This is a genomic window from Aeromonas sp. ASNIH4 (assembly GCF_002934425.1).
Lineage (GTDB): Bacteria > Pseudomonadota > Gammaproteobacteria > Enterobacterales > Aeromonadaceae > Aeromonas > Aeromonas hydrophila.
The window spans coordinates 4,009,398-4,026,481 of the sequence record NZ_CP026217.1 but is presented as its reverse complement, the minus strand read 5'-3'; the positions used below and the strand labels follow the sequence as shown (position 1 = coordinate 4,026,481).

Sequence of the window (17,084 nt, the reverse complement as noted above, 5' to 3'; positions counted from 1 at the left end):
TTATTGGCCGCGACGCTCTGCGCGGCTCTGGCAGGGCACGCATTTGCGCACCCCGGGTACTCGCTGGCGGCGTTCCTCCGGGATCGGGTCATCGCACGCTTCACAAAGGTGCAAGCTCTCGCCCTGGTAGTGGCTGCGGCCAAGCTGGCTATCCAGCTGGGCCGCCAGCATCCGCTCGGCGTGTTGGGTGGCGCGGTCGATCAGATCCATCGGTTAGCCCTTGAGGTGACGGGTGTCGTCATCCGACAGGTACGGCATGCCGTTGATGTGCACGAAGTCCGGGGAGGTGACGAACCCCTTGATTTTGTGCACCCCCTTGCTGCCGCCCTTGGGATCGATATCGAGCAGGTCAGAGATCACCAGCTTCACGCCAAAGGCTTCCACCTTCATGGTCTCGTCGCCGGTGTCGGCGTAGAACAGCACATCGTCTGGCTTCATGCCGCGCCAGCTGCCCTGACGCTTGGCGCTCTCACACAGCATCTTGAAGTTCTTGGCATCGAGCTCGAACTCCAGCTCTGCGGCCACATCCCCATCGATATAGCCATCAGGGATGCCACGGGTTTGCGCCACGGCGCTGTTGTCGGTGATGGAGAGGCTGGCCTTCTCGATGTGCACCATGGTGCCCATCAGGGTGGTATCGAAGGACTGGCCTGAAATACGGCGGGTCATGGGTTAGCCCTCCCCGTTGTTGAGGCTCAAATCGAGCATGATGTTGACGGTGATCCCTTTGGGGCAGTCCACGGTGCGCACCACCACATAGATGGAGACCAGGTTCTTGGCGGTCCACTGGATGCGGATGTCGCCATCCTTGGGGGAGGCGATGTCACCCGGGAACGGCTGGCCGTTGATGGTGATGGCGCTGGCCATCTGGCGCAGGTCCTTGCCGAAGAACATGACGGCGGCCTCGGTGCTGCCCGGGGTGGAGTTGAACGAGCGATCGCCTATGCGGGCGATGGCGCGCAGGCGTATCCGGCGGGCGACCTTGTAAGCAACACGCAGGTTTTCGATCACCTGGTAGTCGCCGCCCTCGACGTCCAGGGTGCGGCCATCGGCCCAATAGGTGCCGTCAAAGTCCGGGTACCACATCGGCACCGAATAGCGGCTCTGCTCCAGGGTCTGCAGGGTGGCCAGCGGCAGTTCGGTGCCGTCCTTGTCCTTGGGGGTAGCCCCAAGGCCGACCACGGCGCCAGTTTTCACCCGGCAAGGGCTGTCTGCGATGCTCACTGCCCGGTTGCACAGGCGGCCGGCGTAAGCCCCGATGAGGTTGGGCCACAGCTGCGGGATCAGGGAGACCGATTCCGCCGCGATGCCATCCTGCAGGGCAGCCAGTTCTGCCTCGTATTCGCTCCAGTCCTGACCACCCTCGGCGGTGGAGACGATACCCGGTACCGCCAGCAGCATGGCTTGCCAGCGTCCCCACTTGGCGATCAGCTCCTGGTTGAGGGCGTGGGCGGCGTTGATTTTCGCCTTGTCCCACTCCTGCCCCAGCACCACGACGGCCTCGAATGACTGGGTTTTCTGGGCAGTGCGAACGGCATCCTTCCAGTCCATGTCGGTCGGCAGCACGAAGGCGGCGGCCGTCCAGTTCTGGCCGGCGTTGGCCATGGCGGTCTGCAGGTTGGTTTTCAGCTCGCTGTCAGCCTCGCCCAGCAGCGTGTCAAAGTCAGACTGGGTGTTGAGCGAGAGCAGCTTGCTGGTGTTGGTCGGCGCACTGCCGATGAACAGCAGGTGGCGCTCGACTTCCGTCACAGGCCCCTGCATCTGGTTCAAGTTGTTGATCTGTACATAAGGCCACATGCCGTTATTTCCCCTTCATGCCTTGCTTGTTGACGTCCCAGCCGTAGTTGATGCTCTGCAGCGCGCGGGCAAAGGCCTGCGCGCGCTGCTGGGTGTTGGCGCCCAGGAATGGGCGGGCGGGTAGCTGGATCTCCCAGCTCTCTTTCACCGGTTCATCCTTGAGTTTCTTGATCAGCAACCCCGCCTGGGCGTAGTTGAGGTTGCCCGTTATCCAGCCCAGTGAGGCCGAGCGGTATGCCCGCTTGCGCTTGCCCGGGCGCTTGAACCCCAGTTCCCGCAACTTGCGGGCTTGTGCCTTGCTGGCCTGCTTGTTCTTGCCGCCGTCGCTGGGGGCAATACGGCGCCGGCTGGCTGCCGTTACCTTGTAGGTGTGCCCCTTCTGGTGGGTGTTGGCGATGACCCCGGCGTGGGCGCTCATGGTGCCCTTGGTGAACCCCAGCTCTGCCACGTCCTGACGAGGCTCGCGGATCTGCAACAGCTTGGGCAGGCCACGCAACATCTTGCGTTTGCCCCGCTTGCGCGGTGCCCACGGCTGGCCGTTGGGGTCTTGTTGCTGGCGCACGTTACGGGCGGCCAGCTTTTTCATCTCGTTGGCTGCTCGCCACACCAGGCGCTTGCGCTGCTTGGGTGGCAGGGCCAGCAGGTTGAGCTGGTCTTTGCTGCGGTGGGTGTCCAGGGTGATGGTGATCATGACGGGTCACCGATCTGGTGATGGCCGGTGTCGCCGACATTGAGGTTGATATGGTCGGCCACCCAGATGTCATAGGGGGCCACGTTCCAGCGTTTGCCATCCCAGTTGATGGGGCCCTGCTCGTGTTCAACCAGGCGCAGCGGCTCGGTGAAGGGGAGCTGGATCTCAAGGTCAGCCGTCCTTTCATCGTTCGGGGTGACGGCGTACTCGGGATCGCTCAGCTCGAACCGCTCGCGGAATTCGTCATGCTCCTGCACCCAGGCGGCGACAGCGGCCAACACTATGGCCGGATCAAGCTCACGAAACGGCAGCTGCTCGATGGTGAACACCGCCTGATAGGTGAGCCAGGCCACATCCACCCCGGTGGGGCCCATGTTCTTGGGCTCCAGCCGGATGGTGCCGTTCTCCATCCAGCTATCCAGCGTCTTGTGGCACTTGGCCGGCAACACCCGCAGCAGCTCGGCGTGGAGCGCCTGCAGGAAATAGCCCTGGGCCTGCTGTTCGTTCATGTCACTATTCATATCAGCGAGACCCCCGCCCTGTGCTTGCCCTTGATACTGCGCACCAACTGCTGACTCTCGGCCAGCAGGTGGGCGCGCTGGTCTGGCGATCGCTCTACCTGGTTGTTGGCGGTGGCCCGCTCGGTGACGCTGGCGAATTCGGGCAGCAGCGCCGCCTTGGCACGGGCAAACACCGCGGCCAGGTACTGCTCGGTCAGCGCATTGCTGCCGCCTTCCAGACTTGGCCCGGGTACCTCGGCGGCGGTGGTGTAGCCCTTGCCCTGCAGCGCGGCCTGGTGGCTTTCGAGCTGCAGGTTGATTTCAGAGACGGCGGCCAGCAGGGCGGCGCCGGTGGTCTGGGTATCCAGGTCGGCAGGCAGGGCGCGGCGGCGCTCGAAGTCAGCGACGGCCACATCCGGCCAGAACCCGTCATTGCGGATAGTGGCGGCGCTGTAGTCGATGTCCTTGCCTGCAAACATGTCTGGCCCTCTGTTGATGCTTGCCAATGTGAACACCACTGCCCCGGTTGCTCGGGTCGCCGATGGCGCGGCGATAAAAGGTGCACCCCTGTAGCCACGGATCACAGGATTCGGCTTTGGCCTTGCGGCTGGCCTATCCTCCCCGCCGGGGTGCGGTGGCGCGGAGAGTCTTATTGCTCCGGATTGAGCGCCCGCAGGCGCATGGCAATCTTTTGGCGCAAGGTGCCGACGCCCACCTTGCCGTGCAGCTTGTCGGCCTGGGCCAGCCAGTGATCGGCTTGCTCCAGGGTGGCGCTGTCACCCACGGCGCTGGGGCGGGGCTGGCCGTCGTGGTCGCGCAGCAGCAGGCAACCCGCCGCCTTGAACCACTTGGCGGTCAACCGCTCGTTGAGGCGCCAGTCATTGCGCACCTTGTCGAACACCCGGGAGAACCAGGGCTCGACGGCATGCCCTTCGGCCGCTTGCTTCTCGGCCCACTCCAGCACGGTGTCGGCCACAAAGTGGGCCCAGTCGCGCTTGATGTTGTTCGGGGTGCGCTGGCCCTGGGCAATGGCGAGCTCCGCCCAGGCAATGCCTGCGTCGAAGTCGCCCACATCAAAGGCCCAGATGATGAGGCGCTGAAACAGCTCGTTCTGGTAGGGCTGGCCGGACTCACTGACGGCGGCCAGATAGCGCTCCACATAGGGGCGGTACTTGGGCATCAGCTCATCGCGTTTCATGTTCACCCGGTCACCGATGCGCGCCAGCTTGCGCAGCCGAACGATGTCCTGCTCTAGGGCAATCATCTGCAGGTGCAGGCTGTCCGCCACCGCGCCGGTGGCCATGCCGGAGCTGGCGGCTTGCGCTGCCCCTTGCATGGCTTGGACGCGCTGTTTGTGACGTTGGCCGGGTGAGCTCATGACTTAGGCCTCTGGCGCTGCCGGTGCGGCGCCGATCTCGATGTCAGCCTCTTCAAAACCGCCATAGGCCTTGTGTTCGCCCAGGGCGTAGCCTTCCATGCGCCAGTACTGGTTATCGAAGCTCTTGCTGTCCTGGTTATCATCGGCCTTGCGCTTGCGCGTACCGCGCTGGGTGTAGCAGTGCAGGTTGTCCAGGGTGGTGACGACCATCCGCTTGCCCGGGAAGAAGGGGGGGATGTAGGACTTGCGACCGGCGATGGTTTTTTCCAACTGCTGAGCAGCGATCTGCTCGCTCGGCTTGGTGGCTTCGCTGTAGAGCTTGGCTTGGGAAGCAGAGACTAAGTCGGTACCGACCAGCACCACCAAACGTGGGTCTTGGCGGAACAGGGGATCGATGGTGGTGTTGATGAGGTCGGAGGCCATCTCGTCCAGGGTTTTGTAATCGCCCTTGCCGTCCGGGTCGAAGTGGATTTTCTTGCCGGGAGCAGCCTTGATGATCTGGCTACCGCCTTTCCACTCACGGGCAATCTGATGCCAACCCTTGTTGACGTCTTCACCCAGCGGGTTCTCGGTCGGATCGGTGGTTTCGGCGGCTTCTACGCCGTTCCAGCCGACTCGCATCATATCGAGGGCGAATGCCGTGTTGACGAACTCGCCAACCAAACGGATGAACTCGCCCTCGCTGCCTGCGTTCGCCCAGGTGCAGAGCGTGGCCCATGACAGGGAGGCGCAGGAGTCGGTTTCTTTCAGAACGTAGTTATTTCCATCTACACCCACTTCACCCTTGAAGCGACCGCCTTTCTTGCGGCCGGTGTAGAGCTGGCCCACGCCCACTTGCACCACTTGCCCAGTAATCTGGTCTACGTCCAGACAGGTAATCATGCCCAGGAACTCGACGGAGGCGAGCAGAGCAGAGCGCAAGGTCGTTTCTACTGGACCAGTGACACTGAATTGTTTGGGCAGCTTGGTAATGTCTATGCCGTAGGCCTTGGCCAGAGCATCGCAGTACTTGTTCAGGCGCTGTTCGGCCTGAACGGTCAGGGTTTGGCTCACTGAATGCTCCTTAGCAAATTTGATAGGTGGTGTCGTCACCGCCCAGTGGACTCGGGCGCTGGCCATCCACTTCAGCGGAGAACTTGTCGATCTGGCCTTTCAGCTCGCCGACGGTGGCTGCCAGACCGGTGATGGTCTCGTTCAGCTTGTTGAACTGGTCGTCAGTGCCGTTGGTCTTGTCGTCTTCGGTTTTCACTTCAGGAGCCGGATCAGGCTTGGCGTCCAGCTTGGCGCTGAAGCTTGCGAACTGGGCACCAAGACTGGTCAGAGTCCCGTTCAGCAGTTCGAACTGTTCTTTGGTCATGTCCTCATCCTCGGGATGGCTGGGGGTAGGTTTGGATTCAGGTTCACCATGGCTGGCCATCAAGCTGAAAAGCTTGGTCATAAAGCCATCCGGCTTTTCTTGTTTGGGCAGCTTGAGCATGGAGAGATCCAGCGGTTCGCTGGTGCCGATGGCTTGGCCCTTGTTGCTCTTGCTGAACTTGAGGTGGGTGGTGCCGGTGCTGGCGGGCTGGTCGGTGACGCCCAGGCCGATCAAGTAGGTACGGCCCAGATCGGCGAATTGCTCGAACGGTTCGATGGAGCAGAACTGGTACTGGCCGCTTTGGTTCCAGTAAACGAGATCCCGATTTGGGCAGAGGACGGCGAACAGTTTGAGCTTGCCGTCGACCTCTTCGGTCTTGAGCGCCTGCACGGTGCCATAGCTGGACCAGCGATCATGCTCCGGCCAGATGACGGCGGTGTAATAGGTCGGGTCGTAGGTCTCGGCCATGTCGACCAGCCAGTCGCGGGTGATGTCTCGGCCGTCCACCGCTTTGCCTTCGGTGGCGATACAGACAAAGCCAGTTCTCAAGGTTGATTCGTTCATGCCTGCTCCCAATTGATTCGGGCTCAGGCTATCGGGTCGGGAAGGGGTATTCATCCGGTTGTGTTCGGGGGGATTCGGATCCAGCGGGATATCCGAATTGCTCAGAACATCAGTGGGATAAGTGGGGATAGTGGGCTGGCTATGATGGCGCCATCATTCATATTGATGGAGGTGCCGTGGCGTATCCCGAAGAGATCCGCAATGCCGCGCGGGGACTCTACCTTAAGCGATGGACCCCCCAGGAGATCAAGGACGAACTGGGGCTGAACTCCTGCCGCATTGTCTACTACTGGGCCGAAAAGCTCGGCTGGCGGGAGCTGCTCACTGATGAAGCGGTAGAGGATGCCATTGCCCGGCGCCTGCACTCCCTGTTGGGGCGTGAGAAGAAAACCAGCGCCGAGATGGACGAGATCGACCGGCTGGTCGGCCACCATGTCAGCCTGAAAGAGAAGGCCCTCAAGTGGGCCGAGCGGCAGCAGGCGCTCACCACTCACCGCGAGAGTGGCGATGAACCAGCCGCCGAACGGCCGCGCCGAGGCCGAGGTGGCCAGGATAGTGGCGGCAGCAAGGGCAAGGGCGGTAAGAAGGCCAAGAACGAGGTCGGCCACCTGACTGAGGCAGACTTTGCCGAGTGGCTGGGTACCCTGTTTGGCTACCAGCTGCGCTGCCGGGAGGCCAAGAACGATCCGGCCTTGCCGCGCACTCGCAATATCCTCAAATCCCGCCAGATCGGCATGACTTACTACTTCGCCGGCGAGGCGCTGGAAGATGCCATTCTGACCGGCGGCAACCAGATCTTCCTGTCAGCCACCCGGGCCCAGGCGGAGGTGTTCCGCTCCTATATCTGCAAGATTGCCCAGACCTTCCTCGGCGTCACCCTGACCGGTAACCCCATCGTCTTGTCGAACGGGGCCGAGCTGCACTTCTGCTCTACCAACTCCAACAGCGCCCAGTCCCGCTCAGGCAACGTCTACATCGACGAGTATTTCTGGATCCCCAACTTCGAGAAGCTGTCGGACGTGGCCAGCGCCATGGCAACCCAATCGCGCTGGCGCAAGACCTACTTTTCGACCCCGTCCAGCAAGGTGCATGAGGCATACCGGTTCTGGACCGGGGATCGCTGGAAGGGTCAGCGCCCGAGCCGGGTGGCCATCGACTTCCCTGGTGAAGATGAGATGCGCGATGGCGGCCGGGTCTGCCAAGACCGGCAGTGGCGCTATGTCATCACCATCGAGGATGCCATACGCCTGGGCTGCAACCTCATCGACATCGAGGAGCTCAAAGACGAATACCCGGAGGAGGTGTTCGATCGCCTCTACCTGTGCCGCTTTATCGACGATGCACTGTCGGTGTTCAAGTTCCAGGATATGGAGCGGGCCGGGGTGGACCCGACCCGGTGGGAGGACTACAAGCCCGGGCGGCCTGACCCGTTCGGGCGGCGAGAGGTGTGGATGGGCTACGACCCGAGCCGCACCCGCGACAACGCCACCCTGGTGGTGGTTGCCCCGCCCTCCGTTGCCGGCGAGCGGTTCCGGGTGCTGGAAAAGCACTACTGGCGCGGGCTTAACTTCCAGTACCAGGCGCAGGAGATCACGCGGATCGCCAAGAAGTTTCGGGTCACGTATCTGGGGGTCGATGTGTCCGGCATCGGCATCGGGGTGTATGACCTGCTCAAGCCGGTGTTCAAAGGGGTGTGCCACTCCATCAACTACAGCATCGAGAGCAAGTCGCGGCTGGTACTCAAGATGATCGACGTAGTGGATGCCAACCGCATCGAGTGGGACAGCTCTGATAGGGATATCCCGCTGGCGTTCCTTGCCATCAAGCGCAGCACCACCGGCGGCGGCCAGATGACGTTCAGGGCTGCCCGAGACAATGTGACCGGACACGCGGACGTGTTTTTTGCCATCGCACACGCCGTGGCCAATGAGCCGCTCGATAGCAACCGCAAACGTAAATCCACCTGGACAACCAGCGAAGTTAAGAAGGCAGCATGAAGAACGATATCAGTCAGTTGACCGAGGAACACTTTCACGAATGGATCTGCACCCTGTTTGGCTACCAGCTGCGCTGCCGTGAGGCCAAGCTAGACCCGTCACTCGCGCGCACCCGCAACATCTTGCAAGCTCATCAGATCGGCATGTCCTATTACTTCGCCGGGGAGGCTTTTGAAGATGCGGTATTGACTGGCGACAATCAGATTTTCTTGGCAGAAACCCCAGAGATGGCTGATGTCTACCGCACCTATGTTTGCTTGATAGCAAAGAGGTTTTTCGGGGTCACCCTGGCCGGTAGTCCCATCGTCCTGTCGAACGGTGCCCAGATCCATTTTCTTTCTCTTGATGACCTGACCTTTGCTGGAAAAGCTGGCCATGTCTACGTCGATCAGTATTTCTGGATGCCAGATTTTGGAAAGGCGCTGCACTTGGCCGGCGCTATGGCTATGCACAAGCGTTGGCGCAAGACCTACTGTTCAGCGCTCTCTGAGCGCCGCGGTATGGCGCGCAACTTCTGGAGCGGGGATCACTGGAAGAACCTATACCCAGGCCGAGATGCGATCACTTTCCCTGGCGGATCATCGTTGCGCGATGGCGGCCAGCTTTGTCCCGATCGGCAGTGGCGCTATGTCATCACCATTGAGGATGCCGTTCGACTCGGTTGCAACCTCATGGACATTGATGAGCTCAAAGACGAGTACTCGCAGGAGGAGTTCAATTTCCTCTTCATGTGCCAATTCAAAGACACCCAGGAGAGTTCCCTCGCATGACCAAACAACAGCAGCAACCGGCCGAGGTGGCCACTCCAACCAAGCCCGGAACGGTAGCGTTCAGCATGCCGGAGGCCATCGACCCCACGGCATGGATGACCGATTACACCGGGGTGTTCTACAACCCCTACGGGGAATATTACCAGCCGCCCATCGACCGTAAGGGGCTGGCAAAGGTCGCGCGGGCCAATGCCCACCACGGGGCCATTCTGATGGCGCGGCGCAATATGGTGGCGGGCCGCTTTACCAATCAGCGCAGCACCGTCACCGCCTTTGCTCACAACTACCTGCAGTTCGGGGATGCTGGCCTGCTCAAGCTGCGCAACGCCTTCGGCCAGGTGGTCGGGCTGCACCCGCTCTCGAGCGTCTATCTGCGCCGGCGCGAGGATGGCTGCTTTGTCTACCTGCAACTGGGCAAGCCGAACCTGATTTACCGGCCGGAGGATGTGATCTGGCTTGCCCAGTACGACCCGGAGCAGCAGGTCTATGGCATGCCTGATTACCTGGGGGGCTTGCAGTCTGCCCTGCTCAACCAAGACGCCACCCTGTTCCGCCGCAAATACTTCCTCAATGGCGCCCACATGGGGTTCATCTTCTATGCCACCGACCCGAACATGGACGATGACACTGAAAAAGAGATGAAGGAGATGATTGCCAACAGTAAGGGGGTAGGTAACTTCCGTTCCATGTTCGTCAATATCCCGGAAGGCAAGCCCGATGGCATCAAGCTGATCCCGGTGGGGGACATTGCGACCAAGGACGAGTTCGCCGCCATCAAGGGGATCACCGCCCAGGATGTACTGACTAGCCACCGCTTTCCGGCGGCGCTGGCCGGCATCATCCCGACCAATGGCGGTGGAGGCCTGGGGGATCCCGAGAAGTACGACGCCACCTATGCCCGCAATGAGGTGTTGCCGCTGTGTGAACTGCTGCGGGACTCCATCAATGGGGCTGGACTCCCTCGATCCCTTTGGGTCGATTTTCGGGAAACTGTCGGCACTGCTGTATAAACAAACAGTGTTTGATGTGGCAAAATAGTGCGTTGATTTATATGAGAATGGGGGACGTGATGCGGGTTTATTGCAAAGTGTGTGGCCAGCGTGGCCGCATAACCAAGACCAATCGACTGAGCGATGATGTCTCTGATCTCTATTGCCAGTGCACGGACGCCGAGTGCGGCCATTCCTGGGTGGCCTGCCTGTCGTTTGCTCATACACTGAGCCCGTCTGCAAAGACGACAAACCAACTAGTGCTCAGCATCATGGGCTCACTGACGCCGGAGGGGCGGCAGATGGTACTGAAAGGACTGGGGGTGCAATAGCACCCCATTTTATTGCCTTGGACTCATCAAAAGAAAAGCGCAGGGGAGAGAGCAAAGCGCTTGCTCAGCGCCTCAATGTGTTGGCGGGTCAGCTTTTTACCCTCGGCTGCGTTGAGCAGTTTGCTCACGTTGGATTTTGATCCCAGCTCCGGCAGGTCAGCTACCCCCAGATGGTGTTGGTTCATCAGCGTTTTCAACACGGCTATGCCCGGCTCTACGCCTGCCACCGCCTTGTTGAACTCGGCGAACTCGTCGGCCTTGTCTTCCCAGTGCTCGATGCTGGTCGCCAGCAACTCAACCAATTGCTTGTTGGCGCCATAGTCGTCGACCAGCTCGTCCATCAGCTCAAGAGCTTGCTCATAATCGTCCTGATTATTGATCTGGGTGATGTATGGCACTTGGGCCAATGCCTCTCTAATCTGAACCAGCGCAAGATTTAACATGATGGTTACTCCTTGTTTCTCCGGTACTTCTCGGTCAGCTTGTCGTATTCGGCATGGCTGACAATGTGTTTCACATACATGCGGTTATCCCTGAACTCAATGAAGGCGATCAGGCGCAGGTTATTGCCACCGATATCGATCACCCACCACTTGTCTCGATACTTGAAGTTATCAAGGTTGGGAAACACCTTCCTCAGTTCATCAGGTGCTGAGAAATCACCAGTGCGCAACGTTGTGTACACATGCACCAAGGCTTCACTGTCGTTGGGATAGAGCTTGGCAGCGTCATTAAATGGCTTGCGAGATAGTACGTGCACGGCTGGATCTCAGTTTCATTTTTGGAAACAATAGCACGCTATTTCAATTTTGGAAACCATTGGACGGTATAAGACAACAAAAGGGAGCGATAGTATCGCCCCTTTGGAGTGTTGTGACCGGACACGATTCCCTATCTCTGCCACTACAAGGCGAGCGTCCTGTCGCCCTGGGTGTGCCAGCACTCGGCCTGACCCTTGAAGGCACCGCCACACCCTTCCGGCAGTTCACAGTCGCAGTTCGGGCCGGTCTGCTGTTTCAGCTCGGCCTCCTGTTCCAGCCATCTTTCCCAGTCCCGCCTGATCAGAGTGCTGATGAATTCGTCTGCACTATATGGCTCGCTGCTCCCCGCCCTGGCAATACAAAGGTGGTCCAACTGCTGGCGCTCCCGTTCTGAGAGCGCCACCTCCACCCGCTTTATGCCCAGCGCTGTCCGCCTGGCCCTCTGTTCCTGCTTGCGTTGCTTTGCATCCTTCATCAGGTCGGATCCTCCTGCATGGCAGGATAGCGTTTCACTTCATTGAAGGCCGTCACGACAACTGGATAATCTGATCTGCTAGGTATCAAACTATCCCTCATGTCATCCATAACCTCTGGCGCACTCACGCTGTCTGGGTATGCCTTTGTCATCCATGAAAATTCCTGCCCCCCTGTCTTAGTCTCTCGCCATCCAGCCATAAAGTAGACAGTGTATGGTCGCTCGAGAGAGTCTTCGTCAGTCTCATGAGCCGGCTTCATCCCGAACACCACAAATCCTGGCTTCTGTGCGTAGTCGGTGACAAAGGTGATCCGGCGTTTAGTGCTGCGGCTGGTGTAACGTTCGCCGTCCCACTCGTTGAGGGTGACGGTGTCACCCTCTTGAAAGTTTCGGTCGTTGTAGCGGGTTTCGAACGGCTTTGAGCTATCCAATACCCGAGGGAAGTAGGCCGTCATGATTTTCAGTTCGTGGTGCATGCTGCGCCCTCCCTGACTACCATGGCATCCAGCTTGGCCCATGCCCGCCAGCTGGCGATTGTGGTCTCGGTCTCTGACAGGTCAACTGTTGGATGGCCGTACACCACATGGGTGACGGTGCCGCGGTCGTTCTGCTTGGTGGCCTTTACTTCCCTGGTGGTGCCTAATCGGGTGATGACGTCACCCGGTACCGGATTTTTTCGCGGGTCTCTCATGCCTCGCCCCCAGCAGCTTCCTGCAACCATGCTTTGGCTTTGGCGATCACCTGTTCATCAGTCTCGCCCTTTGCACCTACGATCGGCAGGTTAATATCTCCAATACATGCCCGTGCTACTGGTGTCAGATCCACGATGTCGACCTTGGTGGTGATCTCTTGTTGCAGTAGGTACCGTGCCCGTTCTTGCACGGTCTCAAATGCCTGAAATACTTTCATGTCCATGGTTACACTCCTGCTTCGATTTGACGGTGGTCAGCCACTACCTGGTGCAGTGCAGGCCGGTATGTTGGATTGAGCTGTGCGGCGGCGCCCGGGTTGGTGCGATCGGTGGTGCTGCCCGGTGCGATAAAGAGGGTGCGGCCTGTGACGGCGCACCGTATGGTGCCGTTCTGGTCGATGGCCACGGGGGTGAGCCCGTCCACGATATGGCGGCGGCCAACAGATCGGCCATCTGCGGTCATCACCGGCACTGTGGGGCGGTTGGCTCTGGTCTGAAACGGGTTCGGCACCTCGGGGGCGATGACCGGCAGGGCCAGCGATGTTGGGCGAGGGTGCCGGCGGCGCAGAATGGCGCAGGCCACGGACTGCTGTTTGCCTTTGAGCATCCCCACCCACTGGCTGATTTCTTTGGCTGGCCAGCGCTGCTGCAGGATGCAGGTCACCCGATTATCCAGGCTGCGATACTCTTCCCGGCTGACGGTCTGTTTGCTGTGCATCTTCAATCTCCTGTTATGGCTTGCGAGGTGGTTTTGCCGATACCGCCAGATCCATACCTATGAACAGCTGGTTGGTATTACCGAGCACCCATGCAAGCTGAACCTCAACACGCCCTGGCCTTCTCATCAGAGCCTTCCGAGCGTTGCAATGTGAGCAGGTCAAATACTCTGCTCCAGCTACTACAGTCACCCGCAACCACCTGTGCCATAACCAGCAAGAACCGATGGGCTCGTTGGTTATTTCTGCCGTGTCCCTTACTTGAACTGTCATGTTCATACCCACTCCTCGCTGTAGTCGTTCTGTTCTTGCATCCACTCCGGCACGTCCAGTCCTTCCAGTACCCGCCACATCTCTGACTGATAGGGTTGCGGCAGCATCTCGATCCAGCGGTATGCCCCTGCATGGCCCTGCGCCTGGTAGACCTTGCCGCACAGCTCAACCAGCATCGGCCAGTCCTGATCGCCTTCCGGTACCGCGTACTCATCCGGCTGGTTCGGCTCGGCTGGCGACTGGCCCTCTGGCACCCAGTCTGGCTCGCTTGGTACCGCTCGGCTCGATTGCACCTGGCCGTTCTCAAGCCAGAGGGTGAAACCGTCAGCTGTGACGCTGGCTCCAGCCCGCAAACGCCCGATAGAGAAGGGTGATAAACCCCATTGCTCTGCCATCAACTGATCCGCGTAGGCCGTTGGATCCGGCTGCGTACAGTTATTGTCAGAGCTCCAAGGTGCCGGGCTGTCGCCCGTCTTAACCCCAACACCCCCAGCCGAAACTCTGGCGGCCTTGGTGGCCTCATAGGTGCCTGCTGGTACCACTTCCCACCCTTGCAGGCGGGTCTTGATACCCAAGCGAGCGGTGTGCAATCCCATCAGGCGCTTGATGTCTTCGCCGTAGCTGTTGGCCTGCTCCTCGATGAGGTGGGCCAGCTTGATGGGGTGCTCGGAACGGGTAGCCAGTGCGCCGCCCATGGCTTCGAGGTAGCAACGAAAGATGGCGTTATCGGCGGCATAGCGGGCGGCCTCAAAGCGCGGGTCTTGCAACACCGGCTTGGGTGGCCCCACCAGATCGCCATGCTTCTTGGCGTTGCTGATGCGGCGCAGCTCGCGCCAGACCCCGACCGGGGCGCCACCGATCTGCTGGAAGGTGCGGATCCCCCACCAACTGGCCCACGCGCAGGCATGCAGCGCGCCTTGGTCGGCAGGGGTGTTTGCTTCTTCGTCGTCACCGACATAGGCGCCGTCGATATTTTTTGCGATGTATTTGGCGAGATAGCCGGTTGCATCACCCTTGGCCGGGTCGATCATCTTCCAGTCGAACCGTGGCGTGATATCGGTAAAGGTGGGGGCGGCCATGGGTACCCGCACCAGCTCGCTCTTGTCGTCGGTCAGTGCGTAGTGCTGCAAGGTGCTGATCACCTTGTTGCGATCGCTTTGGCGCATAAACAGCAGCATGTGCCAGTGCGGGGTACCGTCATGGTGCGGCTCGCAGACGCGAAAGCCGTATACAGGTAAATCATTGCGTTTGAGTGAGGCGCGGGTCAGGCTCCACAGTTTGGCCAGATAGGCGCAGGTTTCGCGCGGGGTCGCGCCCTGGTAATGCTTGTTCTCGATAGTCTTGCCGTTGCGGCCGGTCTTCCATGCGTGGTAGCGGCTCGGGGCTGTCCAGGTGAAGAACACCCCCACATGGCCCTGCTGCTCGGCATAGTCTTCGAAGCCGCGCATGCGGGTCATCATCTCGTTGCGGCGGTTGACCGGGTTGGAGACGCTGGCCTCCCAGCAATCCTTCATCGAGATCACCAGATCGTGCTGGCCGTTCATCACCTCCGACTCGGCCAGCCAGCGCATCATGGCCCGCTTGCGTTCGCGCACCACTTTCATGGTGGCGTTCGAGACGTAGGCAGAGACGCCCTTGCGCACCTTGCCCAGCAGAATGGCGATGTGCTCTTGCAGCCGATCCCAGCAGCGGTTCACCCGCTTCTCCCACCACTTGGCTGAGAGCAAACGCACCATCACGCTCAAGATCCAGTTATCCCGCGCCTCGATGGTTTTGAAGTCCGGCATCTTGCCGATGAATGCCCACTGGTCGGCAGGCTGCTTGATGGCTTCCCATGTCTCCATCAGATCCAGTTCACCGGAGTGGCCGCTCTGCTCGATGTTTTTCCAGATAGCCGCGGTCTGGTTGGCGAACTGGTGAGCGACCCGCTTGCGGCCATCATCATCGCGCAACTGCTGGGCATCGACCGGCAGCGCCATCACCAGAGAGCGAACCCATTTCACGCGCTCCCGTAACCAGATGTTGGCGCTGCGGCAGTTGCGGGCTGTGCCATCTTTGCGGCGGCGCACGTACTGCTTGAACAGCACCTGGGTAAACTGCGGGGGTAGGCCATCGAGCAGCTGCACCGCCCAGACCAGATCGTATTCACCAGGGGTGCCGACAAAGGCGGCCTCCAGCTTGGTGCCCGGCATCGAGTTGGCGAGCGCATCGATGCGCGACCGCAGGGCCTTTTTAGACAGCGGTAGCTGGTTGCGCTTTGGCGTTGGCAGGCGAGAGATGGCAAAACCAAGTTGGCCAGCCTCGGCGGCTGGCCCTTTGTTGTTCTGGTTGGTCATTGGAGATGGTTACCCGACAGTTCTTTGATGTTGCTTCTGCAGGACGCCAGCGTACGGCTGGCATGATTCATCATCTTCCTGGCTGCGGCGCACTGGCGCAGGGTCAGGGTGATGCTGTTATGCGGGCGCGGTGATAAGCGGCGCATCTCCAGCAGGTTGCGCTGGTAGTAGCGCAGGCGGGCGGCGTCATCGAGCATGGTTTCGCGCCATCTATCGACGCGGGTTTGCAGCTCGGAGATCAGGCGGTAGCTCATGCTATTACCTCCCTCAATCCGTACTTTTGCGCGTTCTCAAACCACCAATCGCCAATATCTCTGGCCAGCGCTGTATCGCCTTGACCCAGTGCCAGCCAATACAGAGTACGGATCCCTCCCATCAACAGCTTTTCCTCCTGGCTGAATTCGTCTGCGCGCTTTACCGCATCCACAGAAAAAGCAAAGTGCTTAGCCAGCTGGCTAACAGGTTCAGGCGCCCGCAGGTGAGCAGGCCCTGACTCGGTTTCTGCCAGCTCATCGAGTGGCGGCTCAAGTTCAAACAGGTCGCTCATGCTGCACCCCCTACCACCGTGCAGCCGTTCACAGGCGACCAGCTTGAGATGGGCACTTGCAGACCAAGCTTGTTTTGATCTCGCTCGCCGCGAAGCAGCAGGAGCGCTTGTTCGTTGCAGTTTTCACAGCCGCACCACTGGCCGCCGCATTGGCAGAACTCTTGCTCGCAGTGCTTATCCCTGGAGTAGATGGAGAGGCGCAGGCAGTCTTGGCACAGCACAAAGAAGCTAATGCGGATAACGCTCAGGCGATTAGGACTGGTCGGCTCCTTGGCCACAGGCTTACTAAACACGGTTTCATCAGGGCCAGAGGCCATATCAACGCCAATAAAGAACGGGTTATCCATAAACGGCAGCAGGTCATCAACCGGCTCAGGAGCGGCATCGTCTTGCGGCTGGAATACCAGCCGCTCTTCTTCGAGATCCCACGTAAAACCGCTTCGCCCCTCAGCGAACAGCCATTCATCCGCAGCCTGTGGGTTTGCGGCCGCGAACTCGTTAAACAAGCGAAGGAACATCAGGTCTTGGCTCATTCCTCGTCCCCCATCACTGAGTCGTCATCGAGCAGATCAGCGGGGCGGCTGGTCACGACCAGCTGCACCTGGATGTACTCATCCCCTGAATAGAGCTCGCCCAGAGCGATGCGGTTTGTCTGCTCAGTGCTGGCCAGCAGCTCGGTCAGCAGCGGCAGTACGGCCTGTTCGGCGCGCCTGGCGATATGAATGGCGTCGATGCTCATGCAACCCCCTCGATGATGCGGATAAAGCCAGAGGTCAGACGCTCCATGCGGGCGTACCCGTTCTGGCCGCGCAGCCAGGTGGTACCGCAGTTGGTGTAACCCTGCTGCACCAGGTAGGCGCTGGCGGCCTTGATGCTCGGTTCGGTGTGACGAGTGATAACGGCGGCCATG

At 60.1% G+C, this 17,084-nt stretch carries 25 protein-coding genes; 4 read left to right on the top strand and 21 right to left on the bottom strand.

Features of this window, described 5'->3' with window-relative positions; genetic code table 11:
* The 9 genes from C2U40_RS18715 to C2U40_RS18675 form a co-directional block, all read right to left on the bottom strand.
* Complete coding sequence (locus C2U40_RS18715; RefSeq protein WP_042654649.1) at positions 1–210, bottom strand: TraR/DksA family transcriptional regulator; 210 nt, start codon at positions 208–210, stop codon at positions 1–3.
* A 3-nt stretch (positions 211–213) separates the two neighbouring features.
* Positions 214–669 carry a phage protein gene (locus tag C2U40_RS18710; RefSeq protein ID WP_042654650.1) on the bottom strand — a complete coding sequence of 152 codons (456 nt, stop codon included), beginning with the start codon at positions 667–669 and terminating at the stop codon, positions 214–216.
* A 3-nt stretch (positions 670–672) separates the two neighbouring features.
* On the bottom strand, positions 673–1,797 hold the full coding sequence (locus C2U40_RS18705) for a DUF2586 domain-containing protein (RefSeq protein ID WP_103827421.1): 1,125 nt from the start codon (positions 1,795–1,797) through the stop codon (positions 673–675).
* Between the two features lie 4 nt (positions 1,798–1,801).
* Positions 1,802–2,488, bottom strand: coding sequence for a phage virion morphogenesis protein (locus tag C2U40_RS18700; protein ID WP_103827422.1), 687 nt, complete (start codon positions 2,486–2,488; stop codon positions 1,802–1,804).
* Entirely contained in the window at positions 2,485–2,997 is a 513-nt protein-coding gene (locus tag C2U40_RS18695; RefSeq protein WP_059112516.1) for a phage tail protein, read from the bottom strand. The genes C2U40_RS18700 and C2U40_RS18695 overlap by 4 nt, the downstream gene beginning before the upstream one ends.
* 8 nt (positions 2,998–3,005) lie before the next feature.
* Positions 3,006–3,467, bottom strand: coding sequence for a head completion/stabilization protein (locus C2U40_RS18690; protein WP_103827423.1), 462 nt, complete (start codon positions 3,465–3,467; stop codon positions 3,006–3,008).
* Positions 3,468–3,637: 170 nt separating this feature from the next.
* Complete coding sequence (locus C2U40_RS18685; protein WP_103827424.1) at positions 3,638–4,366, bottom strand: phage terminase small subunit; 729 nt, start codon at positions 4,364–4,366, stop codon at positions 3,638–3,640.
* 3 nt (positions 4,367–4,369) lie between these two features.
* Entirely contained in the window at positions 4,370–5,419 is a 1,050-nt protein-coding gene (locus C2U40_RS18680) for a phage major capsid protein, P2 family (RefSeq protein WP_103827425.1), read from the bottom strand.
* A 10-nt stretch (positions 5,420–5,429) separates the two neighbouring features.
* On the bottom strand, positions 5,430–6,287 hold the full coding sequence (locus C2U40_RS18675; RefSeq protein WP_103827426.1) for a GPO family capsid scaffolding protein: 858 nt from the start codon (positions 6,285–6,287) through the stop codon (positions 5,430–5,432).
* A gap of 176 nt (positions 6,288–6,463) precedes the next feature.
* On the opposite strand from C2U40_RS18675, the gene C2U40_RS18670 reads away from it, so the two are divergent.
* From C2U40_RS18670 to C2U40_RS18655, 4 genes are read left to right on the top strand one after another with little or no spacing between them, the layout of a single operon-like run.
* Positions 6,464–8,284, top strand: coding sequence for a terminase large subunit domain-containing protein (locus C2U40_RS18670; RefSeq protein ID WP_103827427.1), 1,821 nt, complete (start codon positions 6,464–6,466; stop codon positions 8,282–8,284).
* Positions 8,281–9,054, top strand: coding sequence for a terminase large subunit domain-containing protein (locus tag C2U40_RS18665; protein WP_103827428.1), 774 nt, complete (start codon positions 8,281–8,283; stop codon positions 9,052–9,054). The genes C2U40_RS18670 and C2U40_RS18665 overlap by 4 nt, the downstream gene beginning before the upstream one ends.
* Positions 9,051–10,064 (top strand): phage portal protein, encoded by a 1,014-nt coding sequence (locus C2U40_RS18660; protein WP_103827429.1) that lies wholly within the window; start codon positions 9,051–9,053, stop codon positions 10,062–10,064. The genes C2U40_RS18665 and C2U40_RS18660 overlap by 4 nt, the downstream gene beginning before the upstream one ends.
* Positions 10,065–10,123: 59 nt before the next feature.
* On the top strand, positions 10,124–10,375 hold the full coding sequence (locus tag C2U40_RS18655; protein ID WP_103827470.1) for an ogr/Delta-like zinc finger family protein: 252 nt from the start codon (positions 10,124–10,126) through the stop codon (positions 10,373–10,375).
* 26 nt (positions 10,376–10,401) lie between these two features.
* Here the strand turns inward: C2U40_RS18655 and C2U40_RS18650 are convergent, their stop codons facing one another.
* The 12 genes from C2U40_RS18650 to C2U40_RS26580 all read right to left on the bottom strand — a co-directional run bounded on the left by C2U40_RS18650 (position 10,402) and on the right by C2U40_RS26580 (position 17,083).
* Entirely contained in the window at positions 10,402–10,818 is a 417-nt protein-coding gene (locus C2U40_RS18650; RefSeq protein WP_103827430.1) for a helix-turn-helix domain-containing protein, read from the bottom strand.
* Positions 10,819–10,823: 5 nt separating this feature from the next.
* Positions 10,824–11,135 carry a type II toxin-antitoxin system HigB family toxin gene (locus tag C2U40_RS18645; protein WP_103827431.1) on the bottom strand — a complete coding sequence of 104 codons (312 nt, stop codon included), beginning with the start codon at positions 11,133–11,135 and terminating at the stop codon, positions 10,824–10,826.
* A gap of 143 nt (positions 11,136–11,278) precedes the next feature.
* A complete protein-coding gene (locus tag C2U40_RS18640; protein ID WP_103827432.1) occupies positions 11,279–11,611 on the bottom strand; it encodes a hypothetical protein in 333 nt (110 codons plus the stop codon).
* Complete coding sequence (locus C2U40_RS18635) at positions 11,611–12,087, bottom strand: DUF3850 domain-containing protein (RefSeq protein WP_103827433.1); 477 nt, start codon at positions 12,085–12,087, stop codon at positions 11,611–11,613. Before C2U40_RS18635 ends, C2U40_RS18640 begins: the two co-directional genes overlap by 1 nt.
* 211 nt (positions 12,088–12,298) lie before the next feature.
* A complete protein-coding gene (locus C2U40_RS18625; RefSeq protein WP_103827435.1) occupies positions 12,299–12,526 on the bottom strand; it encodes a hypothetical protein in 228 nt (75 codons plus the stop codon).
* Positions 12,527–12,528: 2 nt separating this feature from the next.
* A complete protein-coding gene (locus C2U40_RS18620) occupies positions 12,529–13,020 on the bottom strand; it encodes a hypothetical protein (protein WP_103827436.1) in 492 nt (163 codons plus the stop codon).
* A gap of 273 nt (positions 13,021–13,293) precedes the next feature.
* Positions 13,294–15,627, bottom strand: a complete 2,334-nt coding sequence (locus tag C2U40_RS18615) for a replication endonuclease (protein WP_181014758.1) — start codon at positions 15,625–15,627, stop codon at positions 13,294–13,296.
* Positions 15,624–15,881 carry a hypothetical protein gene (locus C2U40_RS18610; RefSeq protein ID WP_103827437.1) on the bottom strand — a complete coding sequence of 86 codons (258 nt, stop codon included), beginning with the start codon at positions 15,879–15,881 and terminating at the stop codon, positions 15,624–15,626. Before C2U40_RS18610 ends, C2U40_RS18615 begins: the two co-directional genes overlap by 4 nt.
* Complete coding sequence (locus tag C2U40_RS18605) at positions 15,878–16,174, bottom strand: hypothetical protein (RefSeq protein ID WP_103827438.1); 297 nt, start codon at positions 16,172–16,174, stop codon at positions 15,878–15,880. The genes C2U40_RS18610 and C2U40_RS18605 overlap by 4 nt, the downstream gene beginning before the upstream one ends.
* A complete protein-coding gene (locus C2U40_RS18600) occupies positions 16,171–16,707 on the bottom strand; it encodes a hypothetical protein (protein WP_146054362.1) in 537 nt (178 codons plus the stop codon). Before C2U40_RS18600 ends, C2U40_RS18605 begins: the two co-directional genes overlap by 4 nt.
* The gene (locus tag C2U40_RS18595) at positions 16,704–16,913 is read right to left on the bottom strand and encodes a hypothetical protein (protein WP_042643199.1); all 210 of its coding nucleotides are present in this window, start codon (positions 16,911–16,913) and stop codon (positions 16,704–16,706) included. The genes C2U40_RS18600 and C2U40_RS18595 overlap by 4 nt, the downstream gene beginning before the upstream one ends.
* Positions 16,910–17,083, bottom strand: coding sequence for a hypothetical protein (locus C2U40_RS26580; protein WP_181014759.1), 174 nt, complete (start codon positions 17,081–17,083; stop codon positions 16,910–16,912). The genes C2U40_RS18595 and C2U40_RS26580 overlap by 4 nt, the downstream gene beginning before the upstream one ends.
* Between the last annotated feature and the right edge of the window lies 1 nt (position 17,084).

Coding starts and splice junctions, on each gene's coding strand:
- C2U40_RS18715 (WP_042654649.1), bottom strand. CDS start 210: ATGGATCTGATCGACCGCGCCACCCAACACGCCGAGCGGATGCTGGCG.
- C2U40_RS18710 (WP_042654650.1), bottom strand. CDS start 669: ATGACCCGCCGTATTTCAGGCCAGTCCTTCGATACCACCCTGATGGGC.
- C2U40_RS18705 (WP_103827421.1), bottom strand. CDS start 1,797: ATGTGGCCTTATGTACAGATCAACAACTTGAACCAGATGCAGGGGCCT.
- C2U40_RS18700 (WP_103827422.1), bottom strand. CDS start 2,488: ATGATCACCATCACCCTGGACACCCACCGCAGCAAAGACCAGCTCAAC.
- C2U40_RS18695 (WP_059112516.1), bottom strand. CDS start 2,997: ATGAACGAACAGCAGGCCCAGGGCTATTTCCTGCAGGCGCTCCACGCC.
- C2U40_RS18690 (WP_103827423.1), bottom strand. CDS start 3,467: ATGTTTGCAGGCAAGGACATCGACTACAGCGCCGCCACTATCCGCAAT.
- C2U40_RS18685 (WP_103827424.1), bottom strand. CDS start 4,366: ATGAGCTCACCCGGCCAACGTCACAAACAGCGCGTCCAAGCCATGCAA.
- C2U40_RS18675 (WP_103827426.1), bottom strand. CDS start 6,287: ATGAACGAATCAACCTTGAGAACTGGCTTTGTCTGTATCGCCACCGAA.
- C2U40_RS18665 (WP_103827428.1), top strand. CDS start 8,281: ATGAAGAACGATATCAGTCAGTTGACCGAGGAACACTTTCACGAATGG.
- C2U40_RS18660 (WP_103827429.1), top strand. CDS start 9,051: ATGACCAAACAACAGCAGCAACCGGCCGAGGTGGCCACTCCAACCAAG.
- C2U40_RS18655 (WP_103827470.1), top strand. CDS start 10,124: ATGCGGGTTTATTGCAAAGTGTGTGGCCAGCGTGGCCGCATAACCAAG.
- C2U40_RS18650 (WP_103827430.1), bottom strand. CDS start 10,818: ATGTTAAATCTTGCGCTGGTTCAGATTAGAGAGGCATTGGCCCAAGTG.
- C2U40_RS18640 (WP_103827432.1), bottom strand. CDS start 11,611: ATGAAGGATGCAAAGCAACGCAAGCAGGAACAGAGGGCCAGGCGGACA.
- C2U40_RS18635 (WP_103827433.1), bottom strand. CDS start 12,087: ATGCACCACGAACTGAAAATCATGACGGCCTACTTCCCTCGGGTATTG.
- C2U40_RS18625 (WP_103827435.1), bottom strand. CDS start 12,526: ATGGACATGAAAGTATTTCAGGCATTTGAGACCGTGCAAGAACGGGCA.
- C2U40_RS18620 (WP_103827436.1), bottom strand. CDS start 13,020: ATGCACAGCAAACAGACCGTCAGCCGGGAAGAGTATCGCAGCCTGGAT.
- C2U40_RS18615 (WP_181014758.1), bottom strand. CDS start 15,627: ATGACCAACCAGAACAACAAAGGGCCAGCCGCCGAGGCTGGCCAACTT.
- C2U40_RS18610 (WP_103827437.1), bottom strand. CDS start 15,881: ATGAGCTACCGCCTGATCTCCGAGCTGCAAACCCGCGTCGATAGATGG.
- C2U40_RS18605 (WP_103827438.1), bottom strand. CDS start 16,174: ATGAGCGACCTGTTTGAACTTGAGCCGCCACTCGATGAGCTGGCAGAA.
- C2U40_RS18600 (WP_146054362.1), bottom strand. CDS start 16,707: ATGAGCCAAGACCTGATGTTCCTTCGCTTGTTTAACGAGTTCGCGGCC.
- C2U40_RS18595 (WP_042643199.1), bottom strand. CDS start 16,913: ATGAGCATCGACGCCATTCATATCGCCAGGCGCGCCGAACAGGCCGTA.
- C2U40_RS26580 (WP_181014759.1), bottom strand. CDS start 17,083: ATGGCCGCCGTTATCACTCGTCACACCGAACCGAGCATCAAGGCCGCC.